At 65.1% G+C, this 15,789-nt stretch carries 12 protein-coding genes; 3 read left to right on the forward strand and 9 right to left on the reverse strand.

The window, feature by feature from the left end:
• Positions 1–3: 3 nt before the first annotated feature.
• Positions 4–1,722, reverse strand: coding sequence for an NADH-ubiquinone oxidoreductase-F iron-sulfur binding region domain-containing protein (locus ABE960_RS09640; RefSeq protein WP_349762052.1), 1,719 nt, complete (start codon positions 1,720–1,722; stop codon positions 4–6).
• Between the two features lie 259 nt (positions 1,723–1,981).
• Between ABE960_RS09640 and ABE960_RS09645 the strand changes: the two genes are divergently transcribed.
• Positions 1,982–2,515, forward strand: coding sequence for an invasion associated locus B family protein (locus ABE960_RS09645; RefSeq protein WP_349762053.1), 534 nt, complete (start codon positions 1,982–1,984; stop codon positions 2,513–2,515).
• Positions 2,516–2,960: 445 nt separating this feature from the next.
• A complete protein-coding gene (locus ABE960_RS09650) occupies positions 2,961–3,773 on the forward strand; it encodes a ribonuclease H family protein (RefSeq protein WP_349762054.1) in 813 nt (270 codons plus the stop codon).
• Between the two features lie 37 nt (positions 3,774–3,810).
• Here the strand turns inward: ABE960_RS09650 and ABE960_RS09655 are convergent, their stop codons facing one another.
• The 7 genes from ABE960_RS09655 to ABE960_RS09685 form a co-directional block, all read right to left on the reverse strand.
• Positions 3,811–5,211 carry an amidase gene (locus ABE960_RS09655; protein ID WP_349762055.1) on the reverse strand — a complete coding sequence of 467 codons (1,401 nt, stop codon included), beginning with the start codon at positions 5,209–5,211 and terminating at the stop codon, positions 3,811–3,813.
• A 16-nt stretch (positions 5,212–5,227) separates the two neighbouring features.
• Complete coding sequence (locus tag ABE960_RS09660; RefSeq protein ID WP_349762056.1) at positions 5,228–5,698, reverse strand: RidA family protein; 471 nt, start codon at positions 5,696–5,698, stop codon at positions 5,228–5,230.
• On the reverse strand, positions 5,682–6,968 hold the full coding sequence (locus ABE960_RS09665) for a M20 family metallo-hydrolase (RefSeq protein WP_349762057.1): 1,287 nt from the start codon (positions 6,966–6,968) through the stop codon (positions 5,682–5,684). Before ABE960_RS09665 ends, ABE960_RS09660 begins: the two co-directional genes overlap by 17 nt.
• A 9-nt stretch (positions 6,969–6,977) precedes the next feature.
• Complete coding sequence (locus tag ABE960_RS09670) at positions 6,978–8,255, reverse strand: TRAP transporter large permease (RefSeq protein WP_349762058.1); 1,278 nt, start codon at positions 8,253–8,255, stop codon at positions 6,978–6,980.
• Positions 8,256–8,296: 41 nt separating this feature from the next.
• Entirely contained in the window at positions 8,297–8,818 is a 522-nt protein-coding gene (locus ABE960_RS09675) for a TRAP transporter small permease (protein WP_349762059.1), read from the reverse strand.
• A 3-nt stretch (positions 8,819–8,821) separates the two neighbouring features.
• A complete protein-coding gene (locus tag ABE960_RS09680; protein WP_349762060.1) occupies positions 8,822–9,823 on the reverse strand; it encodes a TRAP transporter substrate-binding protein in 1,002 nt (333 codons plus the stop codon).
• An 87-nt stretch (positions 9,824–9,910) separates the two neighbouring features.
• On the reverse strand, positions 9,911–10,903 hold the full coding sequence (locus ABE960_RS09685) for an asparaginase (RefSeq protein ID WP_349762061.1): 993 nt from the start codon (positions 10,901–10,903) through the stop codon (positions 9,911–9,913).
• A 267-nt stretch (positions 10,904–11,170) separates the two neighbouring features.
• Here ABE960_RS09685 and ABE960_RS09690 point away from each other — a divergent pair, with 267 nt between their 5' ends.
• Entirely contained in the window at positions 11,171–11,905 is a 735-nt protein-coding gene (locus ABE960_RS09690) for a FadR/GntR family transcriptional regulator (RefSeq protein WP_349762062.1), read from the forward strand.
• A 153-nt stretch (positions 11,906–12,058) separates the two neighbouring features.
• On the opposite strand, the gene putA is transcribed toward ABE960_RS09690, so the two are convergent.
• On the reverse strand, positions 12,059–15,706 hold the full coding sequence (gene putA / locus ABE960_RS09695) for a bifunctional proline dehydrogenase/L-glutamate gamma-semialdehyde dehydrogenase PutA (protein ID WP_349762350.1): 3,648 nt from the start codon (positions 15,704–15,706) through the stop codon (positions 12,059–12,061).
• Between the last annotated feature and the right edge of the window lie 83 nt (positions 15,707–15,789).

The following is a 15,789-nucleotide window of genomic DNA, read 5'->3' on the forward strand; positions in this document are numbered from 1 at the left end:
CCCCTATCCCTTGACGATCACTTGCTGGCTGGCGAGCTCGTCGCGGAAGTCCTTGAGCAGCCCCAGCACCGGGTTGGGCGCCGCCTGGCCCAGCCCGCAGATGGAGGCGTCCATCATCACCCGGGAGAGCCGCTCAAGCTCCTCGACCCGCCATTCGTCGCGCTCGACCAGGGCCAGCATCTTCTCGGTGCCGACCCGGCACGGGGTGCACTGGCCGCAGGATTCGTCACTGAAGAAGGCCAGCAGGTTGGTGGCCACGGCGCGCAGGTCGTCCTGGTCGGAGAGCACGATGACGGCCGCCGAGCCGATGAAGCAGCCTTCCTCCTGAAGGGTGTCGAAATCCAGCGGGATATCGGCCTTGCTCGCCGGCAGGATGCCACCGGACGCCCCGCCCGGCAGGTAGCCGGCGAGTCGGTGGCCCTCGGCCATGCCGCCGCCGTACTCCTCGACGAGCTCAGCCAGGGTGATGCCGGCGGGCGCCAGGTGCACGCCGGGCCGCCGGACACGCCCGGAGAGCGAGAAGCTCCTCAGGCCCGTCCGGCCGTGCCGGCCGTGGCCGGAGAACCACTCGGCGCCCTTCTCGTGGATCAGCGGGAGCCAGGTGACCGTCTCGACGTTGTTGACCAGGGTCGGGCGGCCGAAGAGGCCCACCTGGGCCACCAGAGGCGGACGGTGGCGTGGCTTGCCGGGCTTGCCCTCCAGCGACTCGATCATCGCCGACTCCTCGCCGCAGATGTAGGCGCCGGCCCCGCGACGCAGCACGATGTAGCCCGGCGGAGTGAGGCCTTCGGCCTCGAGCTCGGCAATCGCCTCATGCAGCACCCGGTGCAAGCCGGGGTACTCGTCACGCAGGTAGATATAGAGGGCGCAGGCCTCCACCGCCCAGGCGCTGACCAGAGCACCCTCCAGGAAGCGGTGCGGCGACCCCTCGAGATAGTGGCGATCCTTGAAGGTGCCGGGTTCGCCCTCGTCGGCGTTGATCGCGCAGTAGCGCGGGCCCGGGGCCTCACGCACCGACTGCCACTTCTTGAAGGTCGGGAAGCCCGCCCCGCCCAGGCCGCGCAGCCCGGCCCTCTCGAGCTCGTCGATCAACGCCTCGACCGTGATGCGTCCCTCGCGACAGTCGGCGAGCAGCTCGTAGCCGCCCTGGGCGCAATAATCCGTCAGGCGCTGCCAAACGATCGCCTCGGGGTGATGGTGGCCGGTATCCACCACCGCCTCCACGCCCTCTGCGGTGGCGAACAGCACGTGATGGTGCCCCACCTCGACGACCGGCGCGGTATCGCAACGCCCCATGCAGGGCGCACGCAACACCCGCACAGCCTGCGGGTCGAGTCCCGCTTCCAGTTGCGCCTTGAGCGTCGCCGCCCCGGCCAGTTGGCAGGAGAGCGAATCACAGACCCGCACCGTGATCTCTGGCGGCGGCGACTGGTCGTCATGCACCACGTCGAAGTGGGCATAGAAGGTCGCGGTCTCGTAGACCGCCGCCATGGGCAGGTTCATGTAGGCGGCCAGCGCACGAAGCTCCACCATCGACAGGTAGCCATGGGTGTCCTGGAGCGCGTGGAGGTGCTCGATGAGCAGGTCGCGCCGCCGGAGTCCCGGGTCGAGGCGCTCGTCCCCGAGCAGCAGGCGAAGGGCCGCCAGCGCCACCGGGGGAAGACCGCGGCCACGGGGCCTGCCGCGAAATCGGCGCGGGGGAGTAACGGTCTCGACGGTCATGGCAGGCTCGTTGTGGTGGCTATCGGTATTCTCATCCGCATGGTGTCACCACCCCCCTACCGGGGCAATCACCCGGCGAGGTAAGGCCCGCCCGGGCGGCTTCCGGGCTCGACCTCGAGCACTCGAACAGGCATGGTTGTGCTCTCGTTTCGGGATTCTCGCCATCGCAGGTGCGCCTGCTTCCCTGCGCGGCGACGAAGACCCGGGAGCCAAGACTCACCGAGCGTTCATGGCCATCGAGGCCGAGGAGAAAACACCGATGTCGAACCGTCTCACCAGACGCCTGTGCATGACCGCCCTGCTGTCGCTGCTGGCCATCGCCCCCATGGCCTTCGCCCAGCAGGCAACCACGGGCGCCGCCGGAGCCGATGTCAGGGTGGAGCAGTTCCGTGACTGGCAGGTGCTCTGCCCGCCCGCGGGCCGCCAGGGCCCCTGCACCATGAGCCAGCTGGTCACCAACCCGGACAGCAACGACCCGCTGATGCGGTTGATCATGGGCTATCCGCCCGAGCTCGAGGGCCGGCCGGCGATGACCTTCCTGCTACCGCTGGGCGTGCGCCTCGCCGCGGGCCTGCAACTGAGCGTGGGGGGCGGTGAGCCGGCCCAGTTCCCCTACCAGGTCTGCATGCAGCAGGGCTGCCGCGCTGACCTGGCGGTACCGCCATCGCTGCTGAGCGAGCTGCGCGGCGGCACCAGCGCGACTCTGAGCCTGGTCGGCCCCCGCGGCAACCGCATGGATGTGGACATCTCCCTGATGGGCTTCACTGATGCCAGCCAGAGCATCGCGCCCTGAGCGGGGACAGCCCTGAGCGGGGACAGCCCTGAGCGGGGACAGCCCTGAGCGGTTGATGGCCCGGACACGAGAACGCCCCGGCATCAGGCCGGGGCGTTTCGTTGTCGCACTGGACGGCGGCACGAGGCGGCACCCCTGGTAAGGGCCCTGGCATGTTCGCCCGGCTCGGGCCGGGGCCTCAGGCCTCGGCGGTGACGGCCCAGGTCAGGATGACTTGGCAGTTCATATTCGGCCTCGTGTGGTTCGATGAGAACATGACGGCATATGTGCGGCCATCCCCCGCCATCGATTCGACACAGAGTGTCATCAACTATACATAAAGCGACATTCCTTCCCCGAACGGGCCTCCCGGGCACACCATCCCGAGAGGCGGGGGAAGCGACCGAGGGGGCTCGCACAGGGCTCAGGACGTGCGACATCGACGATCACCACCACGGAGCGCCGCATGGCAGCAAGGAAAGGCCCAAAGTTCTACGTCGTCTGGGTCGGACGGCAGACCGGGATCTTCAGCACCTGGGACGAGTGCAACCGCCAGGTCAAGGGCTATCCCAAGGCCCGCTACAAGTCATACCCCTCCCGAGAGGAAGCCGAAGGCGCGTTTGCCGAGGGTCCAAGGGGACCCGCGCCAGCCAAGCAGCCCAAGGCATCGGACAAGGCAGGCTCGGGGGCCTCGGAGGGCGGCACGACTCGTCGCCCGACGTCGCGGGCAAGGGGCACCCCTGGCGAACCGGCCCAGCGCTTCGATATCGAGATCTACTGTGACGGAGCCTGTGAGCCCAATCCCGGCGATGCCGGCTCGGGCATGGCCATCTACCGCCAGGGGGCCCTCGCCGAGCTCTGGTATGGGCTCCACACCTCCCGGGGGACCAACAACACGGCCGAATTGAACGCCTTCCTCCAGGCACTGCAGGTGGCCAGGGACGAGGTCGCGAAGGGTGCCTCCGTGCGCATCCACTGCGACTCCACCTACACCATCAACGCCATCACCAAATGGGCCGGCGGGTGGAAGAAACGTGGCTGGAAGAAGGCCGATGGCGGGCCGATCAAGAACCCGGAGATCATCCAGCCCACCCATGAGCTCTACGAAAGCCTGAAATCGGCGGTCACCATCGCCCACGTAAAGGGCCACGCCGGAGTTGAAGGCAATGAACTCGCCGACCGGATGGCCATGTACGGCGCCGACCAACGGGAAGTCGAGTTCACGCTCTACCGAGGCAGCTACCGCGTGGCCGAGGTCCTCAAGCTCAAGCGGGGCTGAGGCCGGGTCTAGAGCGACGCTTAGACGGCCAACGACATCAGGGCGAGGGAGGCATGCCGAGACATTCCAGGGCGTTGCCCAGCTCGTGCTCGATGGCGCGCCCGATGGCCAGCAGCCGCGCGTCCTGCCAGGGCCCGGCGAGCACCTGCAGGCCCACCGGCATGCCGGCATCATCCTTGCCAACGGGCAATGTCAGCCCGCAGAGGCCCATGAAATTGCCCACAACGGTATTACGCAGGGCCTGCATGTTGGCCTTGGCATAGGCCCCCTCCGGCTCGAGACTCTCCAGGGTAGGCGGCGTCAACGTGACGGTCGGGGTCAACAGGGCATCGACGCGGGTCAGGCACTCGGCGGCACTTGCCGACAGTGACTTGAGCACGTCACAGCGACGCACATATTCCCAGCCGGGGATGCTGTCGGCTGCCTTGACCCGCGCCGCCACATTGGGATCCAGACCGTCGATGGCCTCGGGTAACTGGGTCTTGAGGAAGGCGGCCAATTCGACCGCCGCCAGCCCGCCCTGCTGAAATAGGGTAAAAAGCTCATCGGTTCGGGGCAGATCAAGCGTCACGATGCGCGCCCCTGCGGCCTCGAGCTGGCGAATGGCGGCCTGAACGCACTCGGCGATGCCAGGGCTGCACTCTTCCCAGAAATAGGCCTCCGGAACCCCGAAGGTCAGGTCGGCAAGTGAGGGGCGCGCCAGTACGCGGTGGGATCGCGACGTCAGGGCACCATCCAGCGCATCGAAGGCAAAGGCCAGATCGTCGACGCTGCGGGCAAGCAAGCCCGGCGTGTCCAGCGTGGCTGACAATGGCACGATCTGCGCCGTCGACCAGCGCCCGACCGTCGTCTTGAGACCCGCCACGCCGGTCATCGCGGCAGGCACACGCACCGAGCCTGCCGTGTCCGTTCCCAGGGCCAGACTGGCCGTGCCGTTGACCAGCGACACCCCGGCACCGGCACTGGACCCACCGGGTGTCCGATGATGAAGCGCATCCCAGGGATTGCGGGGCGCCCCCCAGTGCGCATTGGTGCCCAGACCGCCGAAGGCGAACTCCACGGTATGGGTCTTGCCCATCACGCTGGGCAACTGCCGCAGCAGCGCCGAGACCATGGGACCGGGCGCTTCCCAGTCTCGCGGCAACCGCCGCGCGGATCCGGCATAGGTCGGCAGCCCCGGTACCGCATAGATGTCCTTGATCGACACCGGCACCCCCATCAGCGGCCCCGTGTCACCGCCACTGGCCAGCACGCGATCGGTGGCCCTGGCCGTCTCCATGGCGACCTCGCCGTTCCAAGTCAGGTAGGCATGATCCCGCTGGCCGCGGGTTCGGTTGGCCTCCACGGAGGCCTCGGCCAGGGCGGTGGCGGTGAGCTTGCCGCTGCGAAGCCCGGCATGCTGTTCGCGCAGCGGGCGCGTCAGGGGTAAATCCGTCATGGCGTGACTCCTAGTATCAGTCGCGAATCTCGAAGATCGCTTCGACTTCGACGGCGGCGTTTCCGGGCAGCGTGGCGACACCGATCGCCGTGCGGGCATGGCGTCCCTTCTCTCCGAACAGGGCAATGAAGAGCTCCGATGCACCATTGATCACCAGCGGCACGTCGTGGAAGCCGGGCGCCACGTTGACGAACCCGTTCATGCGCACACAGCGCACGACACGGCTCATGTCGCCTGCCACGGCATCACTGAGGGAGGCGAGAAGATTGAGCGCACAGGCCTGGGCGGCCAGCTTGCCGGTCGCCAGATCGAACTCGGCGCCCACCTGACCCGGATAGAGGACCTCGCCATCTCGCTCACAGATCTGGCCCGCCAGGAACAGCTGGCTGCCCAGCCGTGACCAGGGCAGGAAGGCGCCACGGGGGCGCGGGATGGCGGGGAGGGTGAGACCCTGGGCGGCGACGGCCGCGTCAATGGTCTGAGTCATGGGCGTTATTCCTTGTTATCAGTAGTGTCTCCGCGGCGTGCGCCAGGGCTCGCACTGCGATGTCGGCATCCTGGCGCTCGATATGCTCGTCGGGGTGATGGCTGATACCTGCTCGGCAGGGTGTGAAGAACATGGCCGTCGGACAGACATGCGCCAGATGGATGGCATCATGGAAGGCACCCGAGACCAGTTCAGGCGCCTCTTTACAGACACTGTCGGCACTCTCGCGAAGCACGGCCAACAGAGTCTCGGGAAATGCCACCGGCGCCACCCGGGAGGTCACCTCGAGGGTGACATCACAGCCGCTCCACTGGTTTCGTGCCAGCTCATGGAACTGGGCATCGAGATCATCCAGCACGGCCTGTCGTGGATGGCGCATGTCGATGGTGAAGGTGGCCTGCTGCGCGATGGTGTTGACGGCATCGGGCCACAGGGAAAACTTGCCGATGGTGAAGCGCAGGTCGTCATCGTCCTGTTCTCGTGTCGCCTCCTTGAGCGCAGACACCAATTCATGCGCACCATCGAAGGCGTCCCGACGCGCCTGTAGCGGGGTGGTGCCGGCATGGTTGGCCACGCCTTCGACCTGGATGCGATACCAGTTGACTCCCTGGATTCCGCTGACGACCCCCACCGGTTTGCCCAACTGCTCCAGTACCGGCCCTTGCTCGATGTGAAGCTCGAGAAAAGCGTGCGGTACAAAGGGGGCCGGACGGTACTCGAGCCCTGTGTCCTTAAGCAGGGTCAGGCACGCCTGGAGGGCATCTCCGAAGCGCACGCCCTCGCCGTCCAAGGCGGACACGATATCCTCATATTCCCGCTGCCCAACGTACCAGGAGGAACCTGAGGCACCTGGTGCAAAGCGCGCGCCCTCCTCGTTCGTCCAGGCGACAACCTCCAGCGGGCGACGGTGCTCGATGCCCTGCTCCTGCAAGGTCCTGAGGACGGCCAGGCCAGCCAGAACGCCCAGGGCCCCATCATGCGCACCGGCCTGGGGCTGACTGTCCATGTGGCTACCGATCAACAGCGGGGCCAGGGAGGCATCCTGCCCCTCGCGACGCAGAAAGAGATTGCCCAGGGCATCGAAATAGACCTGACAGCCGAGCGACCTACCCTGCTCGGCGAGCCACAGTCGGGCACGATTGTCCTCGTCATCCAGGGCCAGTCGGCGAATCCCCTTCGGCTCGAGAGCACCGATGGCCGCCAGCGACTGGACATCGTCCCAGAGGCGCTGCCCATCCAACGCTTCATGAAGATGCACTATCTGTGTCATGACGCCCCCTCAGCGATAGATCAGGTCAGGCAGAACGGTGCTGAACCAGGGGACATAGGTAATGATCACCAGAGACAACAGCATCAGGCCGATCAAGGGCAGACATGCCTTGAATACTTCGGGCAATGTCATTTTGGAGATAGCCATGGCCACGAAAAGGTTGAGGCCCACCGGTGGGGTAATCATGCCGACGGAGAAGTTGATCAGCGTGATGACGCCAAAATGGGTCGGGTCCACACCGACCTGAGCGGCAATGGGCTGCAGCAGCGGCGCCAGCACGATGATGGCCGAGGCACTGTCGAGGAAGAAGCCGGCGACGATCATGACTACATTGAACAGCGCCATGACCTGAATGGGGTCTTCGGTCCAGGAGAGCACCTCACCCGCCAGTTGTGTCGGTGCCCCGGTGATGGCCAGCAACCAGGAGAAGGCAGATGCGCCCGCGGTGATCAGCAGAAGGGTCGCCGACATCAGTCCCGCGCTGTTCAGCGTCGACAGCAGGTTCTTCAGGTCGATTTTCCGATAGACCAACATCCCCACGAACAGGCCATACATGCAGGCCACGGCGGCGGACTCGGTGGGGGTAAACACCCCGCTGTAGATCCCGCCGAGCAGGATGACCGGCAAGCCCAGGCCCCAGGCCGCCGCCTTGAAGGCCGAACCGATCTCTCGCAGCGACGGGAAGGCACTGCGGCCATAGCCCTTGAAGGACGCATACACGATGCAGTATGCGATGAGGATCGAGGCAATCAGGATGGCAGGCAGCAGGCCGGCGGCGAAAAGACGCCCCACCGAGGTGCCGGTGACCGACCCATAGATGATCAGCGCGATACTGGGTGGGACGATGGGCCCCAGGGTGCCGGCCGTGGCGATCACCCCGATAGCGAAGCGCTTGTCATAACCGGCCGCCACCAGGGCGGGAAACATGATACTGCCGATGGCCACCACCGTGGCCGGGCTCGACCCCGAGATGGAGCCGAAGAAGAGGCAGGACAGCACCGTCGCCGCCGCCAGCCCACCGGGCACCCAGCCGACGAGCGCCTTGGCGAGATCGATGAGGCGATCCGACAGGCCCCCGATGCGCATCAGCTCGGCGGCAAGGATGAAGAAGGGAATCGCCATCAGCGAGAAGTTGTTCATGCCCGAGAACATGCGCATCGGCACGATGATCGGGTCGGTACTGCCAAAGAACTGGATGGCCAGCATCACGGAAAAGGCCAGCGCCGCAAAGATCGGCAACCCCAGCAGCAGCACCGCGAAGAAGATGGGCAACAAGGCCGTAATCATGGGGAATCCTCGTGGTTGTCACGTAGCGTGGCATGAGCCCATCACACCAGGTTTTCTTTCTCGGCAGCGAGCTCTTCCGTCATGCTGACGGGGGGCTTACGCCAGACCTCACGAATCAACCAGCAGTAACGAATGATCAGCAATACCCCAGAGAGACCGATCGGCAGGTATACCCAGGCCATGGGCATGCGCATCGCCGGGGACAACATGCCCCGCTCAAGAGTGAGTGAGAAAAGCTGAAAGCCGAGGTAGGCCAGCATCATGGCGAAGACGATGCCGAGCACCGCGGTGAGGATGTGCAACCAGCGATTGACGGCTGGTGGCGCGAAGGCATTCAGCACGTCCACCGAGATGTGGGCCCCCTGACGGACGCCCATGCTGGCACCGACGAAGCTCATACAGACAATGGAATAGATCACGACCTCTTCCGCCCAGGAGAGTGAGCTGTTGAAGCCGTAGCGATAAACGACCTGGAAGGTGGTGATGATGGTCGCAATCGACATGAAAGCGACCATCGCCACCTTTTCCAAGCGATCAATGAGATTATTGAGCGCTTCGAGCATGGCTCAGTACTCGATGCCGACTTCGTCGTAGACCTTGTGCAGGAGCTCCGGCGTCACGATCTCCGTGTACTCGTCATGCACCGGCATGCTGGCCTCGATGAACGCGGCCCTGGCCTCGTCGGTGATCTCATTGATCGCGATCTCGCTCTCGATCTCCTCGAGAATTCGTCCCTCATCCTGCAGCGTCAGCTCGCGTGATGCGTCGCGACCATTGTCAAACGCCTCGACCATAACCTGCTGCAGATCCTCCGGTAGAGAATCCCAGGAATTCTGGTTAATGACTGCGGCATAGGCATGGTAGGCATGGTTGGTCAGGGACAGATAGTCCTGAACTTCGTAGAAGCGCATGGTGTAGATGTTGGCCAGCGGATTCTCCTGCCCCTCGACGACACCCTGCTGCAGGCCGTTGTAGACCTCGGTAAAGGCCATCGCGGTGGCGTTGGCGCCCAGGTTCTCATAGGTCGAGATGATGATCGGAGCCTGCATGGTGCGCATGCGCACCTCGGCGAGGTCCTCAGGGGTCTCGACCGGACGGATGTTGTTGGTGATGTGGCGGAAGCCGGCACCCCAGAAATTCACGCCATACATGTTGTCGTCGTCAAGGGTATCCAGGATCTCGCGCCCCACATCGCCATCCAGCACCTTGACCATGGTGTCGTAGTCCGGCAGCAGGAAGGGAAGGTCGAGAATCTGCATGCGAGGCTCGAAGTTACCCAGGGTCGCCGTCGGCGGAATACCGATGTCGACCAGGCCCATCTGGATCTGCTCGATGATCTCGACATCGCCGCCCACCTGGGCCGCGGGCAGCACCTCGATGCTGATGCGACCGTCGGACTTCTCCTCGACCTCTTCCTTGAAGCGCAGTGCGGCCTGTCCGTTGGGCGTTTCCTCGATCAGCACATGGGCGAAGGTGAAGTTGTAATCCGCCGCCTGGGCCTGGCCGATCCCGAAGGAGGCTGCCGCGATGGCGGCTGCCAGTGAAACCTTGGTCAACTTATTGTTCATTATTTGCACCTATTTGTGGTGGTGGTGGTGCCAAGCGCTGGCTTGGCGTTAAGTACCTGTCAAATCGGAACACCCGACTTAACAGAATCAAGACATCGTTTGTTCGAAGCGGGCCGCCACGTCCTCCGGGCTAACTGAGGAAAGCAAGATAGCCAGGGTCAGACGCGCCTTTCGCGCACTTAAGTCGCGAACAGGGATGGCCCCATGGGCCTGGAGACTTGCCAGACTCCCGGGGAACTCGTAGCGAGTGTTGACCGGTCCTTCATGGCAGCCGGTCACCACGGCAACTGGAATCCCCCCACGCGTAGTCTCACCGATGGTCTCCAACCATGTCGGCGGGACATGCCCGCGGCCAAGGCCCTCCACAACCAGCGCCTGCGCGCCGCTGGCCACCGCGGCCTCGATGAGTTGCGGGCTGGCGTCCAGATAGCTTGCGAGAATATCGATACGCGGCAGGCTATCGCCAATGGACAGCGGCGCGGACCGCCGCGGGAGTTGAGCGAGGTGGACCCGTTGGCCATCCACGTAACCCAACGCCCCAACATCCGGGGCACCGAAGCCGTTCACCCGATAACTATTGAGCTTGCGGACACTACGTGCGGCGAAAATCGACTCATTGAAGACGACCGTCACGCCAATGCCTCTTGCTCGGGGGTCAGCGGCAACGGTGATGGCATTGGCAAGATTGCGAAAGGCGTCGGTGCCCTCCTCGTGCGGGGCACGTTGCGAGCCGGTCATGACCAGGGCGCAGGCGTCGAGCGAGAGCGTGATGTCGAGGAAATGGGCGGTCTCTTCCAGTGTATCGGTGCCATGCGTGATGACGATGCCGATCACGTCCGGCTCCTGCTCCAGGGCCTGACATTGGCGACAGAGCGTGACCAGGTCATCCAGGCTAATGGCATTACTGGGTTTTTGCAGTATCGAGCGAACCTCGACTTCGAGGTCGGGAGTCTGTGGCACGGCCACACGCTCCAGCAGCGACTCGCCGGACATGGCCCCGGAGACATTGCGTCCGTTGCAGCCGGGTTTGCTGGCAATCGTGCCACCTGTAGTGAGCACGATGACGCGCTGTCTGGTCATGGCATAGCACCGAATCTGTTGTTTTTACGCCCAGATGGACTTCTTCCATGCAGGCCATCTCGACGATCTTCTCGTCCCTGAGATTGCCTACTGATGAGACATCTGACGTCTGACGTCCTGGGTCATGCTAGACTCAGCTCATGTCGAGATGCAAGCGCCGTTTGTCACGCTCCACCTTGCGTAGAGTGATCTCTCGCCACAAACGACCGGGCTCAGCACGCCAGCGACCCCTGCTCTCGTGACTCAACGACAGCAAGAGACCGACACATGAACACCTTGTCCCATGCGGCCACATCGCCGGAGCAGCAGGAACTCGGCGGCTCCATCGAACGCAGCTCTATTGCCTTTCAGATACTGGAGCGGATCAAGTCCGCGCTGATTCGCGGTGACCTCAAGCCAGGCGACTACCTGCCATCCGAGACAGAACTGACCCAGAGCCTGGGCATCGGCAAATCGAGCGTTCGCGAAGCCATCAAGATGCTCCAGGCGATCGGTATCGTAGAGGTCCGGCGAGGTCATGGCACGGTCATCCGGCGCGAGCCGGGGGATCCCCTGGTCGATCCCATGGCCTTCGGCATGATCCTGGCCCGCGGCATGACACGCGACGTGCTCGAGTTCCGGGCCATGTTCGAGCCCGCCTATACCCTTCAGGCGATGGCCAACGCCACCGATGAGGACCATCAGCGCATTCAGCAGGCCATCGACGACATGGCTAAGGCGATCGCCAACGGCGAGCAGACATCGCGTCACGATGTCAGCTTCCATCGCGCCATCCTGCATGCCACCCACAACCCCATGACTATCCGGGTCGGCCGGACGCTACTCGAACTTATCGAGGCGGCCCTCGAGACGTCGATGCAGACACTCCCGGAAACCGCCCTCAAAGATCACAAGGCGATCTATGCCGCCTTACGGGCGGGTGATGCCGAGGGGGTAAGGCGCGCGATCGAGGAAAGCACGAAGAGCTGGGAAACCAACCTCACCTACCGGGACGAGGCCTGACGGTGAGGGCAGGCCAAGTCAGTAAGGCCAGAAGCATGAAAAAAAAGGGCTCACGACAATGTCGTGAGCCCTTTCCGTGGTGGGTCGCCGGTCGTGGATCCGGCGGTGCCCGGTCGGGCGGCGGTTCGGCGCCGCTCGACCGGGCGTGCGGACCTACTCGGCCGTCGCCAGCAGGCTGGCGTTGCCACCCGCGGCGGTGGTGTCGATGCAGAGATGACGCTCCACCGCGTAGCGTTCCGGCGAGATGGTCTGGGTCTCGAGCGGTACGATGGCTCCGTCGCGCTTGGCGAGCGCGATGCGCAGGTCGCGGGTCCAGTCGCTGGCACCGGCGGCCGCCACAGCCGCGATACCCTTGACCTCGGTCAGCGCATCGGCCTCGATGCTGCCGTCCAGCGCGGCGACCGGGGCCCCGGCACCCCGCATCTGCTGCACGGCCTGGGTCGCGCCGGGCGCCACGAGCACCGCCGGGCAGCCGGCCCCGAGGGCCTGGACCGCCTGGGCAATGGCGATATCCAGCGTCGGTCCGAGGCAGAGCACCGGGCCCTTCGGATACATCGCCAGCCGGTTGCTCTCGCCCGTCGGTCCCGGCAGCGTCTGAGGGGTCATGTCCAGGGCCGCGGCCTCGGCGAGTGCCTTACGCACCACGCCGCCCTTGCCGCTCATCGCCTTGCGAAGCACTTCGACCCGATCGGGCCGTGCCGCCCAGTTGCGCGAATCCAGGCCGTCGATGGCCGACTGCAGTTCCTTGAGGGTCACGGACTTGCCCTGGGGGGCCTCGTGACTCTCAGCCTTGGCGGTCCGACGGAAGCGGGTGACATAGAGCGGCCCACCGGCCTTGGGTCCGGTGCCCGAAAGCCCCTCGCCGCCGAAGGGCTGGGAGCCGACGATGGCGCCGATCTGGTTGCGGTTGACGTAGACGTTACCGACGTGGATGCGCTCGACGATCTGCTGGACACGGTCGTCGATCCGGGTATGCAGGCCGAAGGTCAGCCCGTAGCCCCGGTCGTTGATCGAATCCACCACCTTGTCGATGTCGCGCGCCTTGAAGGTGGCCACGTGCAGGACCGGACCGAAGATCTCGCGCTCGAGGTCCTCGATGCCTCCGACTTCGACCACGGCCGGGGTGACGAAGGTCCCGACATCCGGCGCGGGCAGCTTCTTCAGCACCTTGCCGGCCTTTTCCTGCGCTGCCACATAGGCACCGATGTCGGACTTGGCCTCGGCATCGATCACCGGCGAGACGTCGGTGTCGGTGTTCCACGGGTCGCCGATGACCAGCGCATCCATTGCGCCGTCGAGCATCGTCAGCAGCCGCTCTCGGGCCTCTTCCTGGACGTAGAGCATACGCAGCGCCGAGCAGCGCTGGCCGGCCGACTGGAAGGACGAGATCAGGATGTCGCGCACCGCCTGTTCGGTCAGCGCGCTCGAGTCCACGATCATGGCGTTGAGCCCGCCGGTCTCGGCGATCAGTACCGCATCCGGGCCGGCATTCTGCGACAGGGCCTTGTTGATGATCTGCGCCACCTCGGTCGAACCGGTGAAGCAGACGCCGGCGATGCGCGGATCGCTGGTCAGCGGTCCGCCCACCGTCGGCCCGTCACCGGGCAGCAGTTGCAGCGCCGCCTCCGGCAGGCCTGCCTCGCGCATCAGCTCGACGCCACGGGCGGCGATCATGGGCGTCTGCTCGGCGGGCTTGGCGAGCACGGCGTTGCCCGCCGCCAGCGCCGCCGCGATCTGCCCGGTGAAGATGGCCAGCGGGAAGTTCCATGGGCTGATGCAGACGAAGATGCCGCGCGCACTGCCGGGATCCTCCGCCTCGAGACGCTCGCACTCGTTGGCATAGTAGCGCAGGAAATCCACTGCCTCGCGCACCTCGGCGATGCCATCGAACATCATCTTCCCGGCCTCGCGTGTGGTAATCACGGTCAGCTCGGCGATGTGTTCCTCGTAGAGGTCGGCGGTCCGGCGCAGCACCTCGGCTCGCTCGGCCGCAGGACGCGCCGACCAGTCGCGGAATCCATCCTCGGCGGCGTCGAGGGCGGCCGTCACCTCGGCCGGGGTCGCCTCATGCACCTTGCCCACCACGCGGGAAGTGTCGGCAGGCGACAGGGCATCGCGCGCCGGGCCTTGCGGTGCCGGGCTGCCGGCGAGCATCGGCCCGGCCGTCCAGGTAGTATCAGCGAACTTCTGGCGCGCCGCGATCAGCGGCTCGATCGAGGCCGGCTCGTTTATCCGGAAGCCGCGGGAGTTCTTGCGCTCGGGGGCGAAGAGTTCGCCGGGCTGGCGGATCGACGGGCTGGAAATGACGTCCAGGCTCTGCATCTCGGCCACCGGATCCTTCGAGACCTCACTGGCGGGAATCGAGTCGTCCACCACCTGGTTCACGAAGGAGGAGTTCGCACCGTTCTCGAGCAGGCGGCGTACCAGGTAGGCCAGCAGGTCACGGTGCGCGCCGACCGGGGCATAGATCCGGCAATGCGAGCCCTCGGTCTGCTTGACGATGTGGTGCAGCGACTCGCCCATGCCATGCAGGCGCTGGAACTCGTAGCTGTCCTTGTCGTCGCCGGCCATGGCGACAATGGCAGCACAGGTATGGGCGTTGTGGGTGGCGAACTGCGGGTAGATGCGGTCGCGCCGGTCGAGCAGCATCTGGGCGCAAGCCATGTAGCTGACGTCGGTGTTGACCTTGCGGGTGAACACCGGGAAGGTCTCGACGCCCATCTCCTGGGCCAGCTTGATCTCGGTGTCCCAGTAGGCGCCCTTCACCAGTCGCACCATGATCTTGCGATTGTACCGTTCGGCCATCTCGTGGAGGGCCTCGATCGTCGGTGCGGCGCGACGTCCGTAGGCCTGCACCACGATCCCGAATCCGTCCCAACCGTCGAGGCTGGGATCGGACATCAGTTCCTCGATCACGTCGAGCGACAGATCCAGGCGGTCCTGCTCCTCGGCGTCGATGTTAAAACCGATGTTGGCCTTGGCCGCCTGCTTGACCAGCTCCCTGGCGCGCGGCAGGAGCTCGGACATCACCGTTTCGCGGTGGGTGTATTCGTAACGCGGATGCAGCGCCGACAGCTTCACCGAGATGCCCGGGCTTCCACGAACGTCGCCCTTGGCCTGCTTGGCGATAGAGGCGATTGCCTTGGCATAGGCCTCGTGATAGCGCACCGCATCTTCATCGGTCCGCGCGGCCTCGCCGAGCATGTCGTAGGAATAGGTGTAGCCCTTCTTCTCGAGCTCTCGGGCATTCTTCATGCCCTCCTCGATGGTCTGGCCGAGGACGAACTGGCGTCCGAGGATCTTCATCGACTGGCCGACCGCGGTACGCACCACCGGCTCGCCCATGCGGCGCACCAGGCCGCGCAGGGCGCGCACCGGCCCCTTGGGGTCGTCATCCAGTACCTTTCCTGTCAGCAGCAGCGCCCAGGTCGAGGCGTTGACCATCGACGACGAGGACTTGCCGAGGTGGGAACCCCAATCGGACGGCTCGATCTTGTCGTGGATGAGGTCGTCGATCGTCTCCGCATCGGGCACGCGCAGCAGGGCTTCTGCCAGACACATAAGGCCTACGCCCTCGGCGGTGGAGAGGCCGTATTCGGCCAGGAACGACTCCATCATGCTGGGCGACGTTTCCTTGCGCACACGATCCACGTACTTGGCGCCGACCGCAGCCACCTTCTGCCGACCCTCCTCCGACAGGCTGATTCTCTCGACAAGCCCTCGCAGCACGTCTGCCTCATTGGCCGCATAGTTGGCGCGGATACGCGCGCGAAGCTCGCTCACGGTGCCATGGAGGCCCATTGTTGCATCATTCAAAATCGATACTCCCTGCTACTCGAATGCATTGCCGGTACCCCGGCTCGGATGTTGTCACTATTGTCGAA

Origin of the sequence: Halomonas aquatica, assembly GCF_040196335.1 — a bacterium.
Lineage (GTDB): Bacteria > Pseudomonadota > Gammaproteobacteria > Pseudomonadales > Halomonadaceae > Halomonas > Halomonas aquatica.